Annotated in this window: 22 protein-coding genes; 14 read left to right on the forward strand and 8 right to left on the reverse strand. The window is 71.0% G+C overall.

All coding sequences use genetic code 11. The features are described from left to right. Positions 1-36: 36 nt before the first annotated feature. Genes murJ through ACW4TU_RS29580 form a run of 5 tightly spaced genes read right to left on the reverse strand, consistent with a single transcriptional unit; the run spans position 37 to position 6,951 of the window. The gene (gene murJ / locus ACW4TU_RS29560) at positions 37-1,809 is read right to left on the reverse strand and encodes a murein biosynthesis integral membrane protein MurJ (RefSeq protein WP_457417980.1); all 1,773 of its coding nucleotides are present in this window, start codon (positions 1,807-1,809) and stop codon (positions 37-39) included. Continuing rightward, positions 1,806-3,134, reverse strand: coding sequence for an O-antigen ligase family protein (locus ACW4TU_RS29565; protein WP_457430383.1), 1,329 nt, complete (start codon positions 3,132-3,134; stop codon positions 1,806-1,808). Before ACW4TU_RS29565 ends, murJ begins: the two co-directional genes overlap by 4 nt. Positions 3,135-3,157: 23 nt before the next feature. Further along, the gene (locus ACW4TU_RS29570) at positions 3,158-4,606 is read right to left on the reverse strand and encodes a sugar transferase (RefSeq protein ID WP_457417982.1); all 1,449 of its coding nucleotides are present in this window, start codon (positions 4,604-4,606) and stop codon (positions 3,158-3,160) included. Further along, positions 4,603-5,784, reverse strand: coding sequence for a glycosyltransferase (locus ACW4TU_RS29575; protein WP_457417984.1), 1,182 nt, complete (start codon positions 5,782-5,784; stop codon positions 4,603-4,605). Before ACW4TU_RS29575 ends, ACW4TU_RS29570 begins: the two co-directional genes overlap by 4 nt. A 45-nt stretch (positions 5,785-5,829) precedes the next feature. Then, the gene (locus ACW4TU_RS29580) at positions 5,830-6,951 is read right to left on the reverse strand and encodes a DUF3344 domain-containing protein (RefSeq protein WP_457417986.1); all 1,122 of its coding nucleotides are present in this window, start codon (positions 6,949-6,951) and stop codon (positions 5,830-5,832) included. 283 nt (positions 6,952-7,234) lie between these two features. Between ACW4TU_RS29580 and ACW4TU_RS29585 the strand changes: the two genes are divergently transcribed. From ACW4TU_RS29585 to ACW4TU_RS29615, 7 genes are all read left to right on the forward strand, one after another. Continuing rightward, positions 7,235-7,474, forward strand: coding sequence for a chaplin (locus ACW4TU_RS29585; protein ID WP_457417988.1), 240 nt, complete (start codon positions 7,235-7,237; stop codon positions 7,472-7,474). Between the two features lie 291 nt (positions 7,475-7,765). Then, positions 7,766-8,578, forward strand: coding sequence for a hypothetical protein (locus ACW4TU_RS29590; protein ID WP_457417990.1), 813 nt, complete (start codon positions 7,766-7,768; stop codon positions 8,576-8,578). A gap of 229 nt (positions 8,579-8,807) precedes the next feature. After that, complete coding sequence (locus ACW4TU_RS29595; RefSeq protein ID WP_457417992.1) at positions 8,808-9,098, forward strand: hypothetical protein; 291 nt, start codon at positions 8,808-8,810, stop codon at positions 9,096-9,098. A gap of 152 nt (positions 9,099-9,250) precedes the next feature. Next, positions 9,251-9,745, forward strand: coding sequence for a DUF5949 family protein (locus tag ACW4TU_RS29600; protein WP_457417994.1), 495 nt, complete (start codon positions 9,251-9,253; stop codon positions 9,743-9,745). 199 nt (positions 9,746-9,944) lie between these two features. Further along, positions 9,945-10,454: a hypothetical protein gene (locus ACW4TU_RS29605; RefSeq protein ID WP_457417996.1), complete on the forward strand. Its 510-nt coding sequence runs from the start codon at positions 9,945-9,947 to the stop codon at positions 10,452-10,454. 203 nt (positions 10,455-10,657) lie between these two features. Then, positions 10,658-11,047 carry a tyrosinase family oxidase copper chaperone gene (locus ACW4TU_RS29610; RefSeq protein WP_457417998.1) on the forward strand — a complete coding sequence of 130 codons (390 nt, stop codon included), beginning with the start codon at positions 10,658-10,660 and terminating at the stop codon, positions 11,045-11,047. Continuing rightward, complete coding sequence (locus ACW4TU_RS29615; protein ID WP_457418000.1) at positions 11,031-11,894, forward strand: tyrosinase family protein; 864 nt, start codon at positions 11,031-11,033, stop codon at positions 11,892-11,894. The genes ACW4TU_RS29610 and ACW4TU_RS29615 overlap by 17 nt, the downstream gene beginning before the upstream one ends. Before the next feature lie 92 nt (positions 11,895-11,986). On the opposite strand, the gene ACW4TU_RS29620 is transcribed toward ACW4TU_RS29615, so the two are convergent. Continuing rightward, a complete protein-coding gene (locus ACW4TU_RS29620) occupies positions 11,987-12,295 on the reverse strand; it encodes a chaplin (protein WP_457418002.1) in 309 nt (102 codons plus the stop codon). Positions 12,296-12,479: 184 nt separating this feature from the next. On the opposite strand from ACW4TU_RS29620, the gene ACW4TU_RS29625 reads away from it, so the two are divergent. From ACW4TU_RS29625 to ACW4TU_RS29650, 6 genes are all read left to right on the forward strand, one after another. Then, on the forward strand, positions 12,480-12,818 hold the full coding sequence (locus tag ACW4TU_RS29625) for a DUF2087 domain-containing protein (protein ID WP_457418004.1): 339 nt from the start codon (positions 12,480-12,482) through the stop codon (positions 12,816-12,818). Between the two features lie 346 nt (positions 12,819-13,164). Then, positions 13,165-14,364: an ATP-binding protein gene (locus ACW4TU_RS29630; RefSeq protein ID WP_457418006.1), complete on the forward strand. Its 1,200-nt coding sequence runs from the start codon at positions 13,165-13,167 to the stop codon at positions 14,362-14,364. Then, a complete protein-coding gene (locus ACW4TU_RS29635; RefSeq protein ID WP_164313030.1) occupies positions 14,361-14,762 on the forward strand; it encodes a roadblock/LC7 domain-containing protein in 402 nt (133 codons plus the stop codon). Before ACW4TU_RS29630 ends, ACW4TU_RS29635 begins: the two co-directional genes overlap by 4 nt. Continuing rightward, complete coding sequence (locus ACW4TU_RS29640; RefSeq protein WP_457418008.1) at positions 14,759-15,139, forward strand: DUF742 domain-containing protein; 381 nt, start codon at positions 14,759-14,761, stop codon at positions 15,137-15,139. Before ACW4TU_RS29635 ends, ACW4TU_RS29640 begins: the two co-directional genes overlap by 4 nt. After that, positions 15,114-15,704 (forward strand): GTP-binding protein, encoded by a 591-nt coding sequence (locus ACW4TU_RS29645; RefSeq protein WP_457418010.1) that lies wholly within the window; start codon positions 15,114-15,116, stop codon positions 15,702-15,704. Before ACW4TU_RS29640 ends, ACW4TU_RS29645 begins: the two co-directional genes overlap by 26 nt. A 223-nt stretch (positions 15,705-15,927) precedes the next feature. Next, positions 15,928-17,235, forward strand: a complete 1,308-nt coding sequence (locus tag ACW4TU_RS29650; RefSeq protein ID WP_457430384.1) for a cytochrome P450 family protein — start codon at positions 15,928-15,930, stop codon at positions 17,233-17,235. 103 nt (positions 17,236-17,338) lie between these two features. Here the strand turns inward: ACW4TU_RS29650 and ACW4TU_RS29655 are convergent, their stop codons facing one another. Both ACW4TU_RS29655 and ACW4TU_RS29660 read right to left on the reverse strand, forming a co-directional pair. After that, entirely contained in the window at positions 17,339-17,899 is a 561-nt protein-coding gene (locus ACW4TU_RS29655) for a PadR family transcriptional regulator (RefSeq protein WP_457418012.1), read from the reverse strand. A 60-nt stretch (positions 17,900-17,959) separates the two neighbouring features. Further along, on the reverse strand, positions 17,960-19,975 hold the full coding sequence (locus tag ACW4TU_RS29660; RefSeq protein WP_457418014.1) for an FAD-dependent oxidoreductase: 2,016 nt from the start codon (positions 19,973-19,975) through the stop codon (positions 17,960-17,962). Between the two features lie 203 nt (positions 19,976-20,178). Here ACW4TU_RS29660 and icmF point away from each other — a divergent pair, with 203 nt between their 5' ends. Continuing rightward, positions 20,179-23,406: a fused isobutyryl-CoA mutase/GTPase IcmF gene (gene icmF, locus ACW4TU_RS29665; protein ID WP_457430386.1), complete on the forward strand. Its 3,228-nt coding sequence runs from the start codon at positions 20,179-20,181 to the stop codon at positions 23,404-23,406. The last annotated feature ends 52 nt before the right edge of the window (positions 23,407-23,458 follow it).

Raw genomic sequence — 23,458 nt, forward strand, 5'->3', positions numbered from 1 at the left:
GGGCGGGCGTCTCTTCGGCCACGTTCACGGCCATGCTCAGCGGACCCGGTCGCGGCGGCGGGTACGGGGGCGGGCGTGGGAGCGGGTGCGCTTGCGGGCATGCGGAAGCCTTCGGGTCATGGAGAGTACGGAACGGAGTGCGAGGACGAAGCTCTGCACGGCCTGGGCCCGCATGAGCCGGCCGAGCAGGAAGTAGACGACGGTGACGGTCGCCGTACCGGCGGCGAGTCCCGCCACGGGCCCGTCGATCCGGTTGGTCACGAACACCCCGGCGGCCGTGGCGCACGCCGACGCGCGCACCGGCTTGCTCAGCTCGGCCAGCACCTGGCGCTTCCGGATGGGCACACTGCGCGGGCCCATCCCGTACAGCAGCAGGGCGGCCGACAGGGTGATCCCGGCGGCGTTGGCGGCGGCGATCCCGCACACCCCCCACGGGCCGACCGTCCACGCGCCGATCCACGAGGTCGTGACGATGCCCACGGCCATCGCGGCCAGCGGGTACCAGGTCGGCCGGTTCGAGGAGAAGTACGAGCGGACGAGCGCGCCGACCAGGGTGTGCCCGAGCAGCCCGACCGCGTACACACGCATCACGGTGGCCGTCGCCTCGGTGTCCCGGGCGGTGAACGCCCCCCGCTGGAAGAGGAGTTCGATGACCTGCGGCGCACAGGCGACCACCGAGGCCGCGCCGAGCAGCACCACCCAGGCGGCCAGCGCGATGTCCCGCTCCACCCGGCTGCGGGCCCGCTCGGTGTCGCCCTCCGCGATGGCCTGCGCGACCACCGGGAAGGTGACCGTGCACAGCATCAGCGACAGCGTCATCGGGATCTGCGCCACCTTCTGCGCGTAGTTCAGGTGCGAGATGGCCCCGGCGGGGAGCGTGGAGGCGAGGAACCGCTCGACGAGCACCTGCGACTGCCGGGTCAGCGCGAAGAGCAGCACGGGCGCGACGAGCGCGAACGCCATCGGCGTCCCGGACGTCTCCTCCACCACGATCTCTTCGGGTGCGGCCGACCGGCGCCGCCGCAACTGCCGTAGACCAGAAGGCAGTTGGGTGACGACCATCAAGGCACCGCCCACCGCCACCCCGACCGCCGCCGAGCGCACCCCCCAGCGCCCGCCCAGCACGAACATCGCCGTGATGATGCCGGTGTTGTAGGCCACGTAGATCGCCGCCGGCGCCAGGAACCGCCGGTGCGCGCGCAGGGCCGCGCTGCAGTACCCGGCGAGCCCGAAGCTGAGGACGCAGGTGGCGGTGAGGCGGGTGCAGTCCACGGCGAGCGACGGGTCGGGCAGGCCGGGGGCGAGCGCCTCGACCAGGTAGGGAGCGGTGGCGATCAGCAGCGCGCCCACCGCTGTGAACGCCAGCGCCAGCCGGGGCAGCGTCGTGGCGACCAGCGCCCGCACCGGATCGCCCGGGGCACCGTGGGCGCGCCGGGCCAGCGCCATGCTGAACGCCGGGATCAGGATGAAGGCCAGCCCGTCCTCGATGAGCAGGGTCGCCGCGAACTCCGGCACGGTCCACGCCACCAGGAAGGCGTCCGTGTCGCTGCCGGCCCCGAACAGCCGGGCCAGCGACTGGTCCCGGACCAGCCCGAGCAGGGCGCCCGCGACCGAGAGGACGGCCGTGACGAGCGTGGCCTTGGCGAGGAACTTCCGGGAGACGGGGGCGAGTCCGGCGGGTTCGTTGCCGTCGCTGCCCTCGTCGCAGTGCTCGCCGTCGCCGTTTCCCTTCGTGACCGGCGTGGCGGCGCGTGCCGCGGGCAGCGTCACTCTGGTCTCTCCCTCGGTCCGGGGCGGCGTCGCGTTCATCGCGTCGAGGCCTCGGGCACGTCGTCGCCACCGACGAGGGCCCACCAGGCGACGAACCCGAAGACGACGGCGGTCAGCACGGTCGCGGGCCCGCCGATGTCGGCGTACAGGAAGTCGATCAGCTGCCAGATCAGCAGCCCGCAGGCGGCGAGGGCGCAGTCGAGGCCGCCGTTCGCCGACCGCCGGGTCCGCACCAGCCCCTGCAGGCCGCACACCAGCAGCGCCAGCCAGCTGCCCCCCAGGGCCAGGAGCCCGATGAGGCCCTGCTCGCTCAGCACCAGCAGATACATGTTGTGCGGGGACAGCAGCGGCTGCTTGCGGAACGCGGCGCCGGCGCCCTCCGTGTCGCTGCCCGAGGACAGGGCCAACGAGGCGTGTCCGTCGCGGTGTTCGGGGAAACCCTTCAACCCGACACCGGTGAGCGGGTGTTCGCTCCACATGTCGGTAGCCGCCGCCCACATCGTGTACCGGTCGGTGACCGACTGGTCCGGGGCGTCGGTGACCTGGCCGATGCTGCTGATCCGCTCCTGGAGCATCACCGAACCGAGGCCCAGGCCGCCGACCAGGATCACCGCCGAGGCGGCCACCACCGCGCCCACCTTCAGCGCGCGCCGCATCCCGGCCAGCATCAGCTGCAGGGTGCAGGCCGCCGACGTGGCGATCCAGGCGCCCCGGCTGAAGGAGACGGCGAGCGGGGCGAGCAGCACCAGGGCGCAGCCGGCGGCGACGGCCCGCTGCCGGGCGGCGGTCGCCCCGAGGGCCAGCCCCAGCGCGCACATCAGCCCGAAGGCCACCACGGTCGCCATGCCCATCACGTCGGCGGGCCCGAAGGTGCCCACCGCCCGGATCTCCTCGCCCTGGTAGGAGGCGCCGGTCCCGGTCACGAACTGGTGCACCCCGACCGCCCCCTGGAACAGGGCGAAGGTGACGAACGACCAGGCCAGCACCCGGAAGTCGCGCCGGTCCCGGACCAGCAGCACCACGGACGCCGGGACCAGCACGAAGATCTGGAGGTAGCGCCCCAGGCCCCCGATCCCGACCGCAGGCGAGGACGCCCCGACGGCCGCGACCGCGAGCCCGACCACCGGCATCCCGAGCACCAGGGCGGCCGTCCGGGACAGGGGGCGCCGCCGCTCCCGTACGACCCGGATCGCGCAGTGGACGACCACCAGCCCGGAGACGGCGTCGGCCGGGGTCGCGCCGCCGTCGGTGCCCTGCGTGGCCGGCAGCGCGAGCAGGGCGATCACCAGGATCACGGGCAGGAGCGGAGCGAGGGACGCGACGGACGTGACGTACGGGAAGGGCGCTCGGCGCGCCAACGTCAGCGTGGGGCTGTGGCTCACTGCGCTCAGCTTCCTGTCGGGCGGACGAGCGTGGCGGCGGTGCGCAGCAGGATGCAGATGTCCTGCCACAGTGACCAGTTGTCGATGTAGGCGTTGTCGAACCGGCAGCGGTCCTCGATCGAGGTGTCGCCGCGCAGCCCGTGGATCTGGGCGAGCCCGGTGATCCCGGTCTGCATCCGGTGGCGGGCCGCGTAACCGGGGTAGGTCTGGCTGAACTTGCCCACGAAGTACGGGCGTTCGGGCCTCGGACCGACCAGGCTCATATCGCCCCAGAGGACGTTCCACAGCTGCAGGAGCTCGTCCAGCGAGGTGCGGCGCAGGAGGCGGCAGAACCAGTTCATGCGCTGCTCGTCGGCGACGCTCCAGCGGGTCGCCGACTCCATCTCGTCGACCGGGCGGTGGGTGCGGAACTTGAGGAGGGTGAAGGGGCGCCCGTCCAGGCCGATGCGCTCCTGCTTGAAGACCACTCCCCGCCCGCCGGTCAGCCGCAGCACCACTGCGCACAGCAGCAGCAGCGGCGAGACCATCAGGAGCAGAGTGCCCGAGACCACGACGTCGAGCAGCCGTTTGCCGAGGCTGCCCGGCCGGTCCGGCACCATCGCGAGCCGCCGGCAGGAGAACCCGGCGAGCCGCTCGGCGCTCTCGTACGAGGGCGACTCGGCGTCGATCTCCCACACCGTGCAGCCCGACTCCGCCAACGCCCTCAGCAGCGGTCCCTGTTCGGCCCGTACGGAGGGATGGACGGCGAGCACGGAACGCACGCCGTTCTGGATCAGCGCCCGCTGGACCTCCTCACCGGTGGTCAGCACGGGCAGGCCCGCCCCGCCGTCCGGATGGTCGGTGACGAGCCCCACCGGCCGTACCCCGCACGCGGGGTGGCGCAGGAACGCGGCGGCCACGCGGCGGGCGGTGCCGGCCGGGCCGATGACGAGGGCCGTGTGCGGGCGGCGCAGCAACGCCCGGCGCCGGCGCCAGTGGACGGTCGCGCGCCCCGCCGCACTGGCCGCCACCTGTACCGCGAAGCCCAGGACGAGGGTCCGCGCGGACAGCGCGTCGGCGGACGCGTACGCCCCGATCACCGCGGCCAGCGCCAGCCAGCCCATCGCGATCCGGCCGCAGACGGCGGGCAGTTCGTCGAGGAACGCGGGCACGGACTCGGGCCGGTAGAGCGAGGCCCGCGTGTTCAGCACGACCACACCCAGCAGCAGCGCGCCGACGAGAACGGGGTGGCGCTGGGGCTCGGTCAGTGCCAGGGCGCCGAGCAGGGCGGCGGTGCTGTCGACGGCGAGCAGTGGCAGCGGGGAGGCCGGCCGGGGGGCGGGGCGCCGCCCGGCCGGGAATCTGAAGCCGCCGGCCGACCCGCGGCGCGGGATGACCGAGACGGCCGACACTGTCGAGAATCCGTGCTCCCGAGGCCCTCCGCCGGGGGAGGGGACGGTACTTTCCGCAGTCACGAGTGGATGGACTCCCTGTACTCGGCGCGCACGGGCCGCACGGCGTGCGCGGTGATCAGCTCGCGGTACACGCCCGCGACGGCCTCGGCACAGTGCCGTACGTCGTGCGCGGACAGGACGTGCCGACGCCCCAGTTGCCCCAGCGACTCACGCAGCGGGGGGTCGAGCAGCAGTTCGGAGACGGTCCCGGCCAGCGCGGCCGGGTTCTCGGCCGGCACCAGACAGCGCGGTGCGAGAGCGGCGGGCAGACTCTCGCGCCCGCCGTCCACGTCGGTGACGACCACCGGTCGCCCGCAGCCCATCGCCTCCAGCGGCGCCAGCGCCATGCCTTCCCACCGCGAGGGCAGGACCACCAGATCGGCCGCCCGGTACCAGGGGACGGCATCGGTGACGGCCCCCGCGAACAGCACGGAGTCGGGGGCGAGATCCCGCAGCCGCTGGGCCTCCGGACCGTCACCGACGAGCACCAGCCGTGCCCCCGGCACCCGCCGCGCGACCTCGTCCCACGCCCGGAGCAGCACGTCCTGCCCCTTCTGCCGGCACAGCCGCCCCACGCACACGACCAGCGGGGCGGCCGGATCGACCTCCGCGAGCAGCGGAATCCCGGCCCGTACGGAGTCCACGGGAGCCGGGTGGAAGCGCTCCGTGTCGATCCCGTTCGGGATCACCCGCCACTGCCCGGCGATCCCGGCGCGCACCCCGGTCGCCCGTTCGGCGTCGCTCACACACACCACCCGGGAGGCCCAACGCGCGCCCCACCGCTCCCACTTGAGAGCCAGCGCGGCGGTGGGCCCGCCGACCGCCTCGAACGACCAGGCGTGCGGCTGGAACACCGTCGTCACCCGCCCCCGTACCGCCAGCCGGGCGGCGAGCCCGGCCTTGGCGCTGTGCGCGTGCACGACATCCGGCCGCACCGCCTCGACCACCCGCCGAAGCCGCCGCACCTCCCCGACGAGCGAGGGCCCCGGCGAGCGTGTCGCGTGCCAGGGGTGTACGTCGGCGCCGAGCGCCCGCAGTCGCGCGGCGAGGTCACCGCCGTCCGGGCATGCGACCGTGACGTGCAGACCGGCGGCGAGCTGGGCCCGCGCCAGGTCCGTCACGACCCGGGCCACCCCGCCGTCCACCGGCTGGGTGACGTGCAGGACCCGTGGCCGGGTGTCGGGTGCGATCAGTTGCATGCGCGGTTTCCTCGCTCGCGGGTGGCGGTGCCGGACGCACCTCGGCTACTGCCGGGCGTCGACGGCCACGAAAAGTGCGCCGGCCCACGCCGCGTCCCGCTGGGAAACGAGCCGGAAGGCCAGCTGGTCACCACCGCGCCGCAGCGCCGTCCCCAGTTCGAACACGTCCGAGTCGTAGCCGAGGGTGTTCGCGTATGCCGGAACGCGCTCCGAGACAGCTCCGCCGATCGTGGAGTTCAGCACGTCGTCGAGGGGGTTCGCCGCGTCCCCCAGCGCCGTTGTACGCCCTGCGGCGGACACCGTCAGGGAGTCGCCGGCGCTGCCGCGGTCCCCGTTGTAGGCGACCAGCCCCGCGCGCCCGTTCGCGCCCGTCGGGAACTTCAGTTCGGCCAACCGGACCAACGTGCTGTCACCCTTCCGGTCCCCCAGCGCGTCGAACCCGTCCCACACGGCGAGGTGCCGCAGCGGCTCGGCCGCGTTCTCGTACGCCACGACCAGCGTCCAGCCGCCCCACGCCCCGGCCGCCGACCTTCCCATCGCCACATTGACCTGCGCGACGGTGTACAGCCCCGAACCGCTGTCCCGGACCAGTTTCGTGACATCGGCGGAGGCCTGGAACGCGTCGGCGCCCTGCGCCACCCGGTGTCCGACGACCGAGTCCGCGAGCAGTTGCTTGTACTGGCCGCCGGGCTCGGCGATCAGCACCCGCCCGTTGTCCTTCGGCGGCTTCTGCTCCCCGACCTTGAGGTTGCCGCCCCAGTACAGCCGCGCGTACGAGACCCGGCCGCCCTGCGGCACCCGGACCTCCGCGCGGCTGGAGTTGTACGTGTTCGGGTCGCTGTCGACGTCGACGTAGAACATGTCCAGGTCGCCGTTGGCCGCCGCTCTGGCACCGCCCGTTCCCGTCACGAGGTTCTCGCCCCTGCGGATGCCCGCGCAGGTTCCGAGAGCGGCGCGGCAGCTGATGGACACGTTGGCCGCGCGGACGATCCCGCCGTGCTGGAGCGCGCGGTACCGCTGGGTGAACGCGAGGTGTGCCGACTCCTTGCCGGGCTCCTGGCCGACGGGTGGCGCGGCGGTCGCCGTACCTCCCGGAGTCCAGATCGCGGCGAGGGCGAAGACGCCCACCATCGCTCGGCGCAGCAGAAGACCCGGGGAAACAGACATGACCGGCATTGCCCTTTCGGGAAAAGGTCGGGAGAAGTCGGGAAAGGGGGCGTGGACCGACGGACGGATTTTTGGGCGGCTCCGGGGCGGCTGACAGAAGGTGGGCAACTCTAGCCGCTATGCGTATTTATTGGTGATTCATGGTGACTGTGTCGTAATCGTGCAGCCGGACGATTCGAGAGATCACCCCATTGGCGGCACAACCCGGGCGCGTGCCACGCGTTGACACAGCGCCGGGCATCCCGCCCGGATGTTTGTGACAACTTCCAAGGAGTACTTCTCCATGTCGCGTATCGCGAAGGGCCTTGCCCTTTCCACCGTTGCCGTCGCCGCCGTGGCGGGTACCGCCGGTGTCGCCGCCGCCGACAGCGACGCGCACGGCGTCGCTGCCCACTCCCCGGGTGTCCTGTCGGGCAACGTCCTGCAGGTCCCGATCCACATTCCTGTCAACGTCTGCGGCAACACCGTCAACATCGTCGGTCTGCTGAACCCGGCGTTCGGCAACACCTGCGTCAACGACTGACATCGGTCGACGCTGCCCCTTCTGCCGGCCGCTCTTCTTTCCAGGGAGAGCGGCCGGTTCGCGTTTCCGGCGTTTGGCCCGAATGGCGGGCCGGGCGGCCAACTCGTCGGGCGAGCCTCGATACAGGCCCTCACCAGCGATGACGCACGGGACGCGGCCGACGGACCGTCACTTTGCGCGTATGACCGGTTGCAGGTGTCAACGGTGGATCTGACGGTGGATCCGACAGCGGACACACGGTCCGGCACAGATCGCCGGACCGAACCACCGAACCACCGAAAGGAACCCTCCATGCGTGCTCTGCCCGCACGGCGTCTCGCGGCCACCGCACTCTGCGCCACCCTCCTGCTCGGCATAGCCACACAGGCCGCCCTGGCGGCGGACGGCGACGCGGCCCGCAAGCGCGGCCACTCGGCTTCCCGGGCGCCCGTCCCCAACGCCGACGCGCTCCTCGCGCAGGTGAAGTCGCTGGGCGACCTGGGCGGCGTACTGAAACCCGTCACCGATCTCCTGGACGCCGTACGCAAGGCGGACGACGGCCAGCTGCCGCTGGACGAGGCGACGAAGCTGGGTGACGCCGTGAAGGCGGCCATCACCGCGGCCACGGCGGCGGCCCCGGCCACTCCGCCGGTGGCGCTGCCGGTGACCCCGGCGGTCCCGGCGGTCCCGGAGGCTCCCGCGGTGCCGGCGGTCCCGGAGGCTCCCGCGGTCCCGGCCACTCCGGCACTTCCCACCACCCCCGCGCTGCCGACGACCCCGGCTCTCCCGACGGCGCCCGTGCTGCCGCCCGCGCCCGCTCTCCCGCTGGGCCTCAAGCACGGCAAGGCGGGCAAGGGCCCGCTCGACATCCAGGGGGACGCGCTCACCGCGCTGCAGAAGTCGGTCGACACGCTGCTCACGGCGGTCACGTCCGGCGATGCCGCGAGCGTCGCCCCGGCCGTCACCGGCGTGGTGACGAGCCTCGTCGGGTTCGTCGCCGCCACCCTGCTCGGCGGCGGCCTGCCGGCGCCGGACCTGGCGGGCCTGCCGCCGCTGCCCGAGCTGCCGGCGGCGGTGCCGCCACTGCCGGTCCCGGTGCCGCCCCTGCCGCTGCCGGCCCGCTAGGGCCACCCTCCCGGTCGTTGTGCCGGCCCCACCAGGCCGGTACAACGACCGTTCTTCTTCCCGCGCGTCGATTTCACTTGTGCGTCAATCCTTTGAGACGCATTCCGTGTTCCGGAATCAGCCGCGCCGCAGAAATTTCTGCGTACGGGGTTTCCCCCGCGACCGGGGCTCGTTAGGCACGGCGACAGAATTCCCGCCGGTGACATGAGTTGCCGAAGAAAGGAACACGATGAAGTCCCTGAAGGCTGCCGCTGTTGTTGCCGGGTCCCTGGTCATCGCCGGAGCCGCCGCGCCCGCGTTCGCCCACGACACCGCCGACCTCACGCCCACCAGCCTCAACGGCGCCGTCAACACGCTCACCAAGGGCCCCCTCGACCTGGACCAGGTGCAGCCGCTCCAGCACCAGTCGAACGCGCTCGACACCGAGAACAAGGATTCGGCGCTCAGTACGGTGAAGGGCGCGACGGCCGCCCTCAACTCGAACGGCGGGCTGCTCGGCGGCCTCTCCCTCCAGGGCTGACACGCGTGTCGAAAGGACCGGTTCCGCCGCGCGGAGTCGGTCCTTCGCGTTGTTCGAGTCCCGTCCCTCTTTCGTGTGGATACCGGCGGGAAATCCCCCGGTCGAGTGAGAATGCGGCCGGGTGCCCCAAATCCCGTCGATAAGGTTCCGCGGTGACCTCAACCTCAAGCGAAACGCGCCCTTTCCGCATCGCCGACCTGGGCACGCTCGTCGTGATGGCCTGGAGCGGTGAGGCCCCCGACGGCGACATGCCCTACCTGCTCGCCTACTCCCTCGGGGACGGCGAGGGCGGCCCGGAGGCCTCGGCCGTCGCCGTCGAGCAGCTCCTCGCCAACACCGGTCTGCCGGTCGGCGGTGACATCGTCGACGGCTCCACCCGCCCGAGCCTGCCGGTCAGCCTGCTCGTCGAGGCGGGTTCGGCCGTTCTCAACATGTCGCAGCTCAACGCCCAGTGCACCGCGCCCCCGGAGTGGCTCACCGCGGTCGCCGAACGGGGCTTCGCCTACCTGGTGTTCACCACCCGCGCCTGGCCCGAGGCCCAGCCCGGCAAGCCCATCGCGCCGGAGGCGCTGGCCGCCTTCGCGGGCGCCGAGGAGACCCTGACCGCCGCGGCCCACGTCATCCTCCCGGCCCGCAGCCTGCGCTGACGGCCGAGCCGACGGTCGCGGGTGAGCGGTGAGGTCCGGGGCCCGGACGGGCGGGTCGGCCGTCCGGGCCGGGCCGCTTTTCCGGGCTGATCGGACGACTAATGCGCCACACGGGGGAATCTTGAGCTGATGCGGTTCCCAGGATCGTTACGCGATACGGACGAACACCCCCCGATTCCTGAAAAGGACCGTAACTGTCATGAAGTCGACCACCCGAATCCTTGCCGCCACTGTCCTCACCGGCGTGGCGGCGGCGGTGGGCTCCGCGGCCCCTGCCGTCGCGGCCGGCACGGTCCCCGTACCCGTACCGCTGGACGGCGTCGAGAAGTCCCTCAACATGAGCCTGCCCAAGGTCGGCGGTGAACTGCCGCTGCTGACGCCGGGCGTGCCCGAGGGACCGCGGTACGCCGAGGGGCGGATGATCCCGGACAGCGCGCTGCCGCAGGTGCCGATGGGTGCCGCGCTGCCCGGTCTGTCGGCGCGGACGCCGCTGCCGCAGGTGCTCGGCAAGGGCTTCGACGAGGCCGGGGTCAGCCTCCCCGCGGCAGACCTGCGGACCCTGACCCCCGGTCTGTCCGTGGACACGCCCATGACCGCGTCGAACCCCGACGTGTTCGGGCTGCCGACGCTCGAGGAGCCGCAGGCCGCCGTGCTCACCCCGCTGCTGCAGACGGCCCCCACGGGCGTCCTGGGACTCGGCTCGCTGTAGTCCGGGCAGTCACGAGACCTGACGAACTGGACCCTCTGGGCCCGGGGCCGACACCCGGGCCCGGTCACCGGGCGGTCGCCGTTCCTGAACGAACCGAACGAGAGGTTGGGGAGAGAGTGTTGTTCGTCAGCAGAGTGCCGCGGGGACCGGAAGGTCCCCGGGCCTGTTCGGGCACGCGGCGGGACGCGCTGCGTGCCCTGTGTGTGTCTGCCCTCGCCCTGGCGGTGGTCCCGGTCGTCGCCGCGGCATGGCCCCGGCACGACCAAGGCGGCGACGAGGCTTCGTCGTTCGACGAGACGTACCGGGGCCGCCGGCTGCGCGGTATGAAGACCGACGCCGGGCACGCGGATCACCTCGACCACATGGCGCAGGCCCTGCGGTCGCCCGGCGACGAGCGGTGGCACGTCACCGTGGACGAGCGGCCCCTGCATCTGATGCGGCGGGCGGACGGGACGTATCTGACCATGGTCGACCACTACCGCTCGTACCCCACGGCGCTGGAGGCGGCCCGCGCCGCCGTCGACGAGCTGGGACCCGGGCGGCGGTTGACGGTCGACGGCGGAGGAGAGGGAGATCGTGGCCTACACGCGTAAGGACGTCAGCACGCTGACGCGTTCCGAGCGGCGGCGGTTCGTCGGGGCGCTGATGGAGGTCAAACGGCGGGGCGAGTACGACGAGTTCGTGCGCACGCACATCGAGTACTTCGTCCCCGACGGCGACAAGGGGCTGCGTACGGCCCACATGGCGCCGTCCTTCCTGCCCTGGCACCGGCAGTTCCTGCTGGAGCTGGAGCAGGCGTTGCAGCGCGTGGATCCGTCGGTGACGCTCCCGTACTGGGACTGGACCCGGGACCGTACGAGGGCCGGTGTGCCCTGGAGCGAGGACCTGCTCGGTGGCACCGGGCGCTCCTTCGACCAGCGGGTGATGACCGGGCCCTTCGCCTACGACAACGGTGACTGGACCATCAAGGAGAGCGTCACCGACGGCGACTTCCTCACCCGGGACCTCGGGCGCGCCCGCGAGCCGCTCAAGCTGCCGACCCGGCAGGACCTCGACTCGGCCCTCGACGATCCCGTCTACGACGTGTCGCCGTGGAACTCGACGTCCGCGAAGGGGTTCCGCAACAGACTCGAAGGGTGGGGGAGCGGGCGGGGCGCCGCCTCGTGGCGCAACCACAACCGCGTCCACCGCTGGGTCGGCGGGCACATGGTCGGGGGTGCCTCCGTCAACGACCCCGTCTTCTGGCTGCACCACGCCTTCGTCGACCTGTGCTGGTCGCGCTGGCGGGAACGGCACGGCGCCCGCTATCTGCCCGACCGGCCGCCGCGGGTCGGCGACGCGCAGCGCGGCCGGGTAGTCGCCCGGCACGAGAGGCTGCCCCCGTGGGACCTGACGCCGGACCAGCTGGAGGACCACAGCGACCTCTACCGCTACGCGTAGGGACGTGCGGGCGTACGAGGTACGAGGCAAGGGAATGGAAGAGCCCCGACGGTGGGACCGTCGGGGCTCTTCCGGTGTGTGCGTACGACGGGTCAGCTGCCGTAGCCGCTGGGGCCGTGGTTGCCGTGCTTGTCGTCGTTCTTGTCGTCGTGGTCGTCGCCACTGGCGTTGATGCAGGTGTTGCCGAAGGCCGGGTTCAGCAGGCCGACCACGTTGATCGTGTTCCCGCACACGTTGACGGGCACGTGGATCGGGACCTGCAGGACGTTGCCGGACAGGACGCCGGGCGAGCCGATGGCTGCGGCCTGGGCATCGGCGTCAGCCATGGCCATACCGGCACCGCCGAGCACCACGGCACCCGTGCCGAGCGCGGCGACGGCTACCTTCGCGATGCGAGACATCACGTTCTCCTTTGGTTCGATGAGTGCGGGCGCTCGACTCGCGCCCGTACTTCCCCTACAACGCGCCCGCTCACGCCTGGTAACGGCGTGCGGCCCGGGCGTCACCCTTTTCGAGGAGCGGTCAGGGGAAAGGTGTCGGGAAAAGTGGTGGGAGGGCGCTCGCGCAGGGGTTAGCCTCGCGGACATGGCATCCGACCAAGCCGAGCAGAACGAGCGGCAGCAGACCGAGAACGTGTTGCGGACCTTCGTACGGGAGGACGGCCGACTCGTACGGCTGCCCGCCCGCTGGAGCCGGAAGCTGATCGTGCTCCAGCACATCGCCGACGAGACCTTCGAGCCCGGGATCGAGTACGCGGAGCGGCTCGTCGACGAGCGGCTGCGGGTGTGGTGCGAGGGCGCGAGCCAGATCGACCATGTGACGCTGCGCCGGCATCTGGTGGACCTGAACCACCTGCGGCGCGGCGACGGCGTCTACTGGCGGCCCGCCGAGGCCGGCTTCGGCGCCGCGGCCGACGCCGCCTGAGAGTCCGCGCAGAAGGCCCGCTCCCCGGAGAACAGGGGGAGCGGGCCTTCGCGCGTCCGGACGGTATCGGGTCCATAACTCTCGTGAACCCGTACGCACATCCTGTGAAGGTCTCCAAGTGAGCGTAAGCGGAACCTTTTTGACGGTCTTTTGACTGCTAAGATCATCGCACTTTCAGTAGGCTGAGGCGCGGCATGCGCACGGGGGCAGTCTCTACGGGTCCCATGCGAAGGAGTGGCCGAATCGGTCCGCCGGTAAGGTACGCCACCGGGCGAGGCCCGAGTTCCAGGCCAGGCCCCGTCGGACTGCAACTGCTCCTGTCGCAAGGCGACTTGAAGAGAGTCTCATGACGTCATTGATCCAGGATCCACTGCTGTGGATCTTGCTTGTGGTCCTGGTCGCTGCGGTCGTCGCAGTGATGCGGGCCCGGCGAACCAACATGGCGCTCCGCAGGAAGAACAACGACCTGCAGAGCGTCCGTGAAGCCGTACAGAGTGAACGCGACCGCCTCTATGCGGAATACACCCAACTGAACGCACAGCACGCGGGCGATCTGGCGGCGGTGCGCAAGGACGCGGAGGAGGACACCAAGGCCGTCCTGAAGTCGGCGATGCGGACGCTTCAGGTGCTCGCCGACGAACAGCAGCTCATCATCGAGAAGTCGCAGCGCCGCTACGGCGACGACGAACAGGTCCTCGCCGACCTGATGATGATCGACCACACCAACAGCCAGTTCGGCCGGCGCGCACAGGGCATCGCCGTGCTGTGCGGCGGCTGGCTCGGCCGGCGCGAGTCCACCGCGTCCGTGTACGACGTGGCCCGCAGCGCCCAGGGCCGCATCAAGCACTTCGACCGCGTCACCATCAACACCCAGGTGAACGTCACGGTGGCCAGCCGTGCCGTCGAGCCCATCGCGGTGGTCCTGGCCGAACTGCTGGCCAACGCCACCAACTACAGCGCGCCCGGCACCCGCGTCGACATCAACATCCAGGCCGTACCCACCGGTGTCTGTCTGATCGTCGACGACGCCGGCCTCGGTATGAACACGGAGGAGAAGGCGCGGGCCTCCGTGCTGCTCTCCCCGCAGGCACCGGTCGACATCACGAGCCTCGGCGACCCGCCGAAGTTCGGCTTCGCCGTGTCCGGGATGCTCGCCACCCGGTACGGCTTCAAGGTCTCGGTCGATTCGGTGTCCCCCTACGGCGGCGTACGGGCGGTGATTCTCTTGCCGGAGAACCTGTTGACGACGGACGTTCCGGAGCCCGAGGGCGGGGCCGACAGGGCCGAACCCCGGGCCGAGGTTCCGGTCGCCCCCCAGCGGCTGACCCCGGTGGCGACGCCCGGCGGACCGCAGCGTCCGATCGGGACGACGGCCGGCGGCCTGCCCAAGCGGCGGCGGCGCGGCAGCCCGGTCGCGGTGGTGCCACCGCCGCCGGAGCCGGCGGAACTCCACAACGAGGTGACGGCCTCACGTATCGGTGCGTTCCAGCGCGGAACGCTGCTCGGGCGGGACACGACGACCATGGAAGGACCACAGGACCAGTGAATCCCGATCTGTCGTGGGTGCTGAACGACGTGCTGCAGGTGCGCGGCGCCCGTCACGCGATCCTCGTCTCGGCCGACGGCCTGCTGCTGGAGCGGTCCAGTGACATCGACCGCGACGCTGCCGAGACCAACGCCGCCGCGATGAGCTCGATGCAGTCCCTCAGCCGGGCCGTCGCCCCCTTCGTGGGCTTCGGACTCGGTCTGTGGAAGCAGACGCTGATCGAGTACGACGGCGGCTGGATCTTCCTCATAGCCGCGGGCAGCGGCGCCTACCTCGCCGTGTCGGCAGCGCTGGACGTCGACATGGAGGCCATGTCGTTCCGGATGCAGCAGCAGGTGGGGGCGCTCGGCAAGGCGATGACCACCCCGCCGCGTCAGAACGCCGGTGCGGAAGCATGAACGCGCACGGCGAGGAAGCTCCGGTCACGGTCACCAGCGACTTCGTCCGCTCGTACGTCATCACGGGCGGGCGACGGCTGCCGACCGCCGACGACCTGTCTCTGCACACCCTGGTCACGCTGGCTCCCGACCGGGAGGTGCCGCTCGGCGCCGGCCCCGAGGTGCGGGCCATCTGGGACCTGTGCGGCGGCGGCTACCTCTCCGTCGCGGAGGTCGCCGCGCACCTGTCGCTGCCGGTGGGTGTGGCCCGACTCCTGCTGACCGATTTATTCGAACAGGGTCATCTCCTGCGCCGTGCCGCGCCCCCACGCGCCCAGTCCGTCGACAGAGGAATCATCGAAAAGGTGCTGCATGGACTCGAATCGCTCTACGGCTGAGACGATCTACGTCTCAGACGCGGTCACCACCACCGCGAAGATCCTTGTCGTAGGGCACTTCGCCGTGGGCAAGACCACGTACATCGGCTCGCTGTCGGAGATCGCCCCGCTGCGCACCGAGGAGAAGATGACCCAGGCGTCCGCCCACGTGGACGACCTGAGGGGCGCGCCGGACAAGGTGACGACCACGGTCGCGCTGGACTTCGGCCGGCTCACGCTGAGCGACGAACTGGTGCTGTACCTGTTCGGTACGCCCGGTCAGCAGCGCTTCATGCAGCTGTGGGAGGACATGGCCCGCGGCGCTCTCGGAGCACTGCTCCTGGTCGACCCGTCCCGGCTGGCTGAAACGTTTCCGGTGATCGACCTGGTCGAGAAGTACGGCCTGGAGTACGCCATCGCCGTCAACACCTTCGACGCGAAGGCCGAGTTCGACGAGGACGAGATCCGCGAGGCCCTCGACCTGCTGCCCGACACCCCGGTCGTCTACTGCGACGCCAGGGACCAGACGTCCTCGGCGAGGGCCCTGATCGCCCTCGTCCAGCACCTGCTCACCCGCGCGGCCTGAACCCCGGTCCCTCCCTTTCGGGCCCCTCCCCGCACAGGGGGTCCGGACAGGGGGTCCGGCCGGGTGTCCGGACCAGCCGGACCCACCAGGCCATCCGGAACAGGTCCTCGCACAAGGTTTTTCCTCACCCCCGTCCCCCGCCCCGACGCGCGGGGATCCCTAAGGAACCCTCATGGACACACAGCACGCGGGTGCCACGCCGAGCGCGCCCGCCAGATGCCCCATGCACGGCGCCGACTTCGCCGCCGAGCCGCACCGCGTCTACGACCAGATGCGCGCCTACGGTCCCGCGGCACCCGTCGAGCTCGCCCCCGGGGTGGACGCCACGCTCGTCGTCCAGCACGAGATGGCCCTCAGGGTGCTCCAGAACACCACCCTGTTCTCCCGTGACTCGCGCCGCTGGGCCGCGCTCAACGAGGGCCGTGTCTCCCTCGACAGCCCGGTCCTGCCGATGATGGCCTACCAGCCCAACGTCCTGTTCACCGACGGCGCCGTGCACCTGCGGCTGCGCAAGGCCGTCACCGAGAGCCTGGCCAAGCTGAGCATCAGCCGGATCCGCCGGGACGTCGAGCCGATCGCCGACTACCTGATCGACCAGTTCAGTGAGCGGGGCCGCGCCGACCTTCTCAACGACTACGCCAAGCTGGTGCCACTGCTTCTGTTCAACAAGATCTTCGGCTGCCCCGCCGACATCGGCGACCGCCTCACCACCGGTATGTCCGCCCTGTTCGACGGCGACAACGCCCAGAAGGGCCTTGAGGAGGTGGCCGGTTCCCTCCTTGAGCTGATCACGCTCAAGCGCCGTGAGCCGGGCGACGACGTGACGTCCTGGCTCATCCAGCATCCGGCGGGCCTCAGCGACGACGAACTCCGGTACCAGCTCATCGTGTTGATGGGGGCGGGCCTCGAACCCGAGCGCAACCTCATCGCCAGCTCCCTGCTCCTGCTGCTGTCCGACGGCCCGTCGGGGCGCGGCAGCGGCATGCTGGTCGAGGAAGCCATCGAGCACGTGCTGTGGAACAACCCGCCCATCGCCAACTACGCGACGCACTACGCGTTGCAGGACGTCGACCTCGGTGGCGTACCGGTCGACGCCAACAGCCCGGTCGTCATCAGCTTCGCCGCCGCCAACAGCGACCCGGCCCTCAACGAGGCCCGGCAGATGGCCAGCAAGGGCGCGCACCTGGCCTTCGGCGCGGGCCCGCACGCCTGCCCCGCCAAGGATCCGGCCCAGGTCATCGCGCTCACGGCGATCGAGAGGATCCTCAACGCGCTGCCCGACCTGACCCTCGCGGTCCCGCAGGACAGCCTGATGTGGCGCCCCGGCCCCTTCCACCGCGCCCTGGTCGCGCTGCCGGCGCGGTTCAGCCCGACACCGGCCACCCGGATGGCGGCGGCCCTGCGCAGCCTGACGCCGACTCCGGCGGCCGAACCGGCACCCCGTCCGGCGCCGCAGCAGGCCCCGGCGGCTCCTCAGGAACAGCGCAGGAAGGGATTCTGGAGCTCCTTCCTCGATGTCTTCCGCCTCTGAGGGGCAACTGCCCACCCACGTGAGCTGATTGATGCGGCTGAGCCGATCGGCTCGGCTGCCGTGAGCGCCCTGTGTCCGAGATCCGTCCTCGGGGACGGGGCGCTCACCGGTTTTCGCCGGGCAGCTCCGCGAACTCCGCCAGGGCGTGCGTGAGCCACTGGGTCCAGAAGGTCTCCAGGTCGATGCCCGCACGCAGGACCAGGTGCTGGAGGCGGCCCTGGGAGCCGGCCCGGGCGCTGCCCGTACCGGGCGGGAAGTCCCGCTCCTCGATCTCCTGATACTCCGTCAACTGCTGCTGGTGCAGAGCGAGATGGCGGCGCAGGTCGGCCTCGATGCCTTCGGTGCCGACGACCGCCGAGGCGCGCAGCCGCAGCAGCATCGTGTCGCGGTAGGGCTTGGGTTCCTGGGACGCGGCGGTCCAGCGGGCCAGTTCGGCGCGGCCCGCGGGCAGGACCTCGTAGCTCTTCTTCTGCCCGCGGGTCGGCTGCTCGGCGGGCAGGGCGCGGATGTGCCCCTCGGCCTCCAGTTTTCCCAGCTCGCGATAGATCTGCTGATGGGTGGCCGACCAGAAGTAGCCGATCGACTTGTCGAACCGCCGGGTCAACTCCAGCCCCGAGGACGGCTTTTCGAGCAGGGCGGTGAGGATCGCGTGCGGGAGTGACATGAGCTCAATCCTAGGGACCGGCGGTGCTGGCTGACCTGTGCTCGTGTGCTCGTACGGCTGTCAGAGCGCCGCCGCCAGCTCCGTGCCCTGCTTGATGGCGCGTTTGGCGTCCAGCTCGGCGGCCACGTCGGCGCCGCCGATCAGGTGCACGCTGCGGCCGGCGGCGAGCAGCTCGTCGTACAGGTCGCGGCGCGGGTCCTGGCCGGTGCACAGGACGACGGTGTCGACCGGCAGGACGGTGGAGTCGCCGTCGACGGTGACGTGCAGACCGGCGTCGTCGATCCGGTCGTACCGGACGCCCGGGACCATGGTGACGCCCCGGTGCTTGAGCTCGGTGCGGTGGATCCAGCCGGTGGTCCTGCCGAGCCCGGCGCCGACCTTGGACGCCTTGCGCTGGAGCAGGTGGACGCTGCGCGGCGGCGCCGGGCGCTCGGGCGCGGCCAGGCCGCCGGGGGTGCGGTAGTCCATGTCGACGCCCCAGGCGCGGAAGTACGCCGCCGGGTCCTCGCTCGTCTTGTCGCCGCCGTCGGTGAGGTACTCGGCGACGTCGAAGCCGATGCCGCCCGCGCCGAGGATCGCGACGCGCTCGCCGACGGGCACGTCGCCGCGCAGTACGTCGAGGTAGCCGACGACGCTCGGGTGGTCGACGCCGGGGAGGTCCGGGGTGCGGGGGGTGACGCCGGTGGCGACGACGATCTCGTCGTAGTCGGTCACATCGCCTTCGGCGACGAGGGTGTTGAGGCGTACGTCCACGCCGTGGGCGTCGAGCTGGTGGCGGAAGTAGCGCAGGGTCTCGTCGAACTCCTGCTTGCCGGGGACCTTGCGGGCGACGTTAAGCTGGCCGCCGATCTCGGACGCGGCGTCGAACAGGGTGACCTGGTGGCCGCGTTCGGCGGCGGAGACGGCGCAGGCGAGACCGGCGGGGCCGGCGCCGACGACGGCGACCCGCTTGCGCAGCTTGGTCGGTGAGAGGACGAGTTCCGTCTCGTGGCAGGCACGCGGGTTGACCAGGCAGGAGGTGATCTTCCCGCTGAAGGTGTGGTCCAGGCAGGCCTGGTTGCAGCCGATGCAGGTGTTGATCGCCTCGGGACGCCCGTCGCGCGCCTTGTTGACGAAGTCGGGGTCGGCGAGCATCGGGCGGGCCATCGACACCATGTCCGCGCACCCGTCGGCGAGCAACTCCTCGGCGACTTCGGGGGTGTTGATGCGGTTGGTGGTCACGAGGGGGATGCCGACCTCGCCCATCAGCCTCTTCGTCACCCAGGAGTACGCGCCGCGCGGCACCGAGGTGGCGATGGTGGGGATACGGGCCTCGTGCCAGCCGATGCCGGTGTTGATGATGGTCGCGCCGGCCGCCTCGACGGCCCGGGCGAGGGTGATCACCTCGTCGAGCGTGGAGCCGCCCGGGACCAGGTCCAGCATGGACAGGCGGTAGATGAGGATGAAGTCCGCGCCGACCGCCTCGCGCACCCGCCGCACGATCTCCAGGGGGAAGCGGGTGCGGTTCTCGTAGGAGCCGCCCCAGCGGTCGGTGCGGTGGTTGGTCTGCGTGGCGATGAACTCGTTGATCAGATAGCCCTCGGAGCCCATGATCTCGACGCCGTCGTAGCCGGCCCGGCGGGCGAGGAGGGCGGTGCGGGCGTAGTCGTCGATGGTCTGCTCGACCTCGGCGTCGGTGAGCTCGTGCGGGGGGAAGGGGCTGATCGGGGCCTGGAGGGGGCTCGGCGCGACCAGGTCCTGGTGGTAGGCGTACCGGCCGAAGTGCAGGATCTGCATCGCGATCCGGCCGCCCTCGCGGTGTACGGCGTCGGTGATCGTCCGGTGCTGGTCGGCTTCCGCGTCGGTGGTGAGTTTGGCGCCGCCCGCGTACGGGCGTCCGGCGTCGTTGGGGGCGATGCCGCCGGTGACGATGAGGCCGACGCCGCCGCGGGCGCGGGTGGCGTAGAACTCGGCCATACGCTCGAAGCCGTGTTCGGCCTCTTCGAGGCCTATGTGCATGGAACCCATGAGGACGCGGTTGGGGAGGGTGGTGAAGCCCAGGTCGAGGGGGGTCAGCAGGTGGGGGTAACGGCTCATGGGGGCCTCCGGGGGCGGGGTCGGTCCTGCCTTTGTAGAGGACGGGAGAGCGATTGTGCAACTAGTTGCATAACAGCGTGAGGCACATTACGGAGCTCGGGTCGCCAGCGATTTACTTGGACGTCCTAGTATTGTCTTTAGTAGGACGTCCAAGTAAATCGGCAGTCGTGCTCCCCGACGCGTTTTGGGAAGGCCCCATGACCATGAACGATCTCCACCGGCCCGTGCACCCCGTACGCCTGGTCACCGCCTCGGCGCTGTTCGACGGACACGACGCCTCGATCAACATCATGCGGCGGATCTTCCAGTCCCAGGGCGCCGAGGTGATCCATCTGGGGCACAACCGGTCGGTGCGGGAGGTCGTGGACGCGGCGCTGGAGGAGGACGCGCACGGGGTGGCCGTCTCGTCGTACCAGGGCGGGCATGTGGAGTACTTCGAGTATCTCGTCGAGTCGCTGCGCGGGCAGGGGGCCGAGCACATCCAGGTGGTCGGGGGCGGCGGCGGTGTCATCGTGCCCGAGGAGATCGCCCGGCTGCGCCGCAGCGGCGTGACGATCTTCTCGCCCGAGGACGGGCAGCGGATGGGCCTCGCCGGGATGGTCAACTCGGTCGTGAAGGACTGTGACTTCGACCTCTGGGAGAGCAGGTCGGTCGATGCCGCCGCCGTGCTGACCGGCGACCGCTTCGCCATCGCCCGCGCCATCACCGGTGCCGAACTGGGCAAGCTGCCCCCGGAGTTGCTGGAGCAGGTGCGCGCCGCCGCGGCGGCACGGGTCACGCCCGTACTCGGGATCACCGGTACCGGCGGCTCCGGGAAGTCGTCTCTCACGGACGAGCTGGTACGGCGGTTCCGTGTCGACCAGCAGGACAAGCTGCGGATCGCGGTGATCGCCGTCGACCCGACCCGGCGTCGCGGCGGCGGGGCGCTGCTCGGCGACCGCATCCGGATGAACTCCCTGGACGGCAGCCGGGTCTTCTTCCGGAGCCTGGCCACCCGCGGCAGCCGTGAGCTGCCCGAGCACCTGTCCGACGTGATCGACGTGGTCAAGGCCGCCGGGTTCGACCTGGTGATCGTGGAGACGCCGGGCATCGGCCAGGGCGACGCGGCGATCGTGCCGTACGTCGACACGGCGATGTACGTGATGACGCCGGAGTTCGGTGCCGCCTCGCAGCTGGAGAAGATCGACATGCTCGACTTCGCCGACGTCGTGGCGATCAACAAGTTCGAGCGGCGCGGCGCCAAGGACGCGATGCGTGACGTGGGCCGCCAACTGGTCCGCAACCGCGAGGCGTTCGGCAAGAAGCCGGAGGACATGCCGGTGTACGGCACCTCGGCGGCCACGTTCAACGACGACGGGGTCACCGCGCTCTACCAGCACCTGAGGGCCGGGCTCGCCGAGCGGGGACTGCCGCTGTCCGAAGGCACCCTCGCGCCGGTCGCCGTACGGCACTCCTCCGGCATCCGGCGGGTGGTGCCCGCCGAACGGGTGCGCTACCTCGCCGAGATCACGGAGGCGGTCCGCGCCTACCACGACCGGACCGAGGCACTGGCCGAAGCGGCCCGCCGGGTGCAGCGGCTGGACGCGGTCAAGGGCGAACTCGTCGAGGCCGGGGCCGAGGCGGGAGGCGTGGAGTCGCTGCTCGCCGACGCCCGTCGGGACCTCCCGCACGACATCGGCGACCAGATCCGGAACTGGCCCGCGGTCGTGGCGTCGTACTCCGGGGACGAGCAGGTGGTGAAGGTACGGGACCGGGAGATCCGTACGAAGCTGAACCGCGAGTCCCTGTCCGGCAACCTGATCCCCCGGGTCGCGCTGCCCGCCTTCACCGACCACGGCGAGCTGGTGCGGTTCTGGCGCCGGGAGAACCTGCCCGGCCTCTTCCCGTTCACCGCCGGGGTGTTCCCCTTCAAGCGCGACGGCGAGGACCCGGCGCGGATGTTCGCCGGAGAGGGCGACCCGTTCCGTACGAACCGGCGCTTCAAGCTGCTCTCGGAGGGCCAGCCGGCCACCCGGCTGTCCACCGCCTTCGACTCCGTCACCCTCTACGGCCGTGACCCCGACGAACGCCCCGACATCTACGGCAAGGTCGGCACGTCCGGCGTCTCCGTGGCCACCCTGGACGACATGAAGGCGCTGTACGACGGGTTCGATCTGGTCGCGCCGACCACTTCCGTGTCCATGACGATCAACGGGCCGGCGCCGACCGTGCTGGCGTTCTTCCTCAACACCGTCATCGACCAGCAGATGGAGAAGTTCCGTACGGCGGAGGGCCGTGACCCCTCGCCCGAGGAGGCGGCCGAGCTGCGGGCGCACGCGCTCGCGAACGTGCGCGGCACCGTGCAGGCCGACATCCTCAAGGAGGACCAGGGGCAGAACACCTGCCTGTTCTCCACCGAGTTCAGCCTGCGGATGATGGCCGACATCCAGGAGTGGTTCATCGAGCAGAAGGTCCGCAACTTCTACTCGGTGTCCATCTCCGGCTACCACATCGCCGAGGCCGGGGCGAACCCGATCAGCCAGCTCGCCTTCACCCTGGCCAACGGATTCACCTATGTCGAGGCCTACCTGGCACGCGGTATGCGCATCGACGACTTCGCGCCCAACCTGTCGTTCTTCTTCTCCAACGGCATGGACCCGGAGTACTCCGTGCTCGGCCGCGTCGCCCGCCGGATCTGGGCCGTCGCGATGAGGGAGCGGTACGGGGCGGGGGAGCGCAGCCAGAAGCTGAAGTACCACGTCCAGACCTCCGGACGGTCCCTGCACGCCCAGGAGATGGACTTCAACGACATCCGCACCACCCTGCAGGGCCTGATCGCCATCTACGACAACGCCAACTCCCTGCACACCAACGCCTACGACGAGGCCGTCACCACCCCGTCCGAGGAGTCGGTGCGGCGGGCGCTGGCCATCCAGCTCATCATCAACCGCGAGTGGGGCCTCGCCATGAACGAGAACCCGCTCCAGGGGTCGTTCATCATCGACCAGCTCACCGACCTGGTCGAGGAGGCGGTGCTCGTCGAGTTCGACCGGATCAACGAGCGCGGTGGTGTGCTCGGCGCGATGGAGACCGGCTACCAGCGCGGGCGCATCCAGGACGAGTCGATGCTGTACGAGCAGCGCAAGCACGACGGCACGCTGCCGATCATCGGCGTCAACACCTTCCGTCGGCCCGGCGGTGAGGGAGCGTCCCACGAGGTCGAGCTCGCCCGTGCCACGGAGACGGAGAAGGAGTCCCAGCTCGCGCGCGTCCGCGACTTCCAGAACACGCACGGGGCGGAGGCCACACAGGCGCTCGCCCGGCTGAAGGAGGCCGCGGTGGGCGGCGACAACGCCTTCGAGGCCCTGATGGCCGCCGCCAGGGTGTGCACGCTGCGCGAGGTCACCGAGGCGTTCTTCGAGATCGGGGGGCAGTACCGGAGGAACGTCTGAATCCTTGACCGGCGGTCGGCACTCCATGATGCTGTGTTGCGACACATGAGAT

The organism is Streptomyces kryoterrae (genome assembly GCF_054072135.1).

Excerpts from the sequence above, each read along its gene's own strand:
- murJ (WP_457417980.1), bottom strand. The coding sequence starts at position 1,809 with ATGAACGCGACGCCGCCCCGGACCGAGGGAGAGACCAGAGTGACGCTG.
- ACW4TU_RS29575 (WP_457417984.1), bottom strand. The coding sequence starts at position 5,784 with ATGCAACTGATCGCACCCGACACCCGGCCACGGGTCCTGCACGTCACC.
- ACW4TU_RS29580 (WP_457417986.1), bottom strand. The coding sequence starts at position 6,951 with ATGTCTGTTTCCCCGGGTCTTCTGCTGCGCCGAGCGATGGTGGGCGTC.
- ACW4TU_RS29585 (WP_457417988.1), top strand. The coding sequence starts at position 7,235 with ATGTCGCGTATCGCGAAGGGCCTTGCCCTTTCCACCGTTGCCGTCGCC.
- ACW4TU_RS29590 (WP_457417990.1), top strand. The coding sequence starts at position 7,766 with ATGCGTGCTCTGCCCGCACGGCGTCTCGCGGCCACCGCACTCTGCGCC.
- ACW4TU_RS29595 (WP_457417992.1), top strand. The coding sequence starts at position 8,808 with ATGAAGTCCCTGAAGGCTGCCGCTGTTGTTGCCGGGTCCCTGGTCATC.
- ACW4TU_RS29605 (WP_457417996.1), top strand. The coding sequence starts at position 9,945 with ATGAAGTCGACCACCCGAATCCTTGCCGCCACTGTCCTCACCGGCGTG.
- ACW4TU_RS29620 (WP_457418002.1), bottom strand. The coding sequence starts at position 12,295 with ATGTCTCGCATCGCGAAGGTAGCCGTCGCCGCGCTCGGCACGGGTGCC.
- ACW4TU_RS29625 (WP_457418004.1), top strand. The coding sequence starts at position 12,480 with ATGGCATCCGACCAAGCCGAGCAGAACGAGCGGCAGCAGACCGAGAAC.
- ACW4TU_RS29630 (WP_457418006.1), top strand. The coding sequence starts at position 13,165 with ATGACGTCATTGATCCAGGATCCACTGCTGTGGATCTTGCTTGTGGTC.
- ACW4TU_RS29640 (WP_457418008.1), top strand. The coding sequence starts at position 14,759 with ATGAACGCGCACGGCGAGGAAGCTCCGGTCACGGTCACCAGCGACTTC.
- ACW4TU_RS29645 (WP_457418010.1), top strand. The coding sequence starts at position 15,114 with ATGGACTCGAATCGCTCTACGGCTGAGACGATCTACGTCTCAGACGCG.
- ACW4TU_RS29650 (WP_457430384.1), top strand. The coding sequence starts at position 15,928 with ATGCACGGCGCCGACTTCGCCGCCGAGCCGCACCGCGTCTACGACCAG.
- ACW4TU_RS29655 (WP_457418012.1), bottom strand. The coding sequence starts at position 17,899 with ATGTCACTCCCGCACGCGATCCTCACCGCCCTGCTCGAAAAGCCGTCC.
- ACW4TU_RS29660 (WP_457418014.1), bottom strand. The coding sequence starts at position 19,975 with ATGAGCCGTTACCCCCACCTGCTGACCCCCCTCGACCTGGGCTTCACC.
- icmF (WP_457430386.1), top strand. The coding sequence starts at position 20,179 with ATGAACGATCTCCACCGGCCCGTGCACCCCGTACGCCTGGTCACCGCC.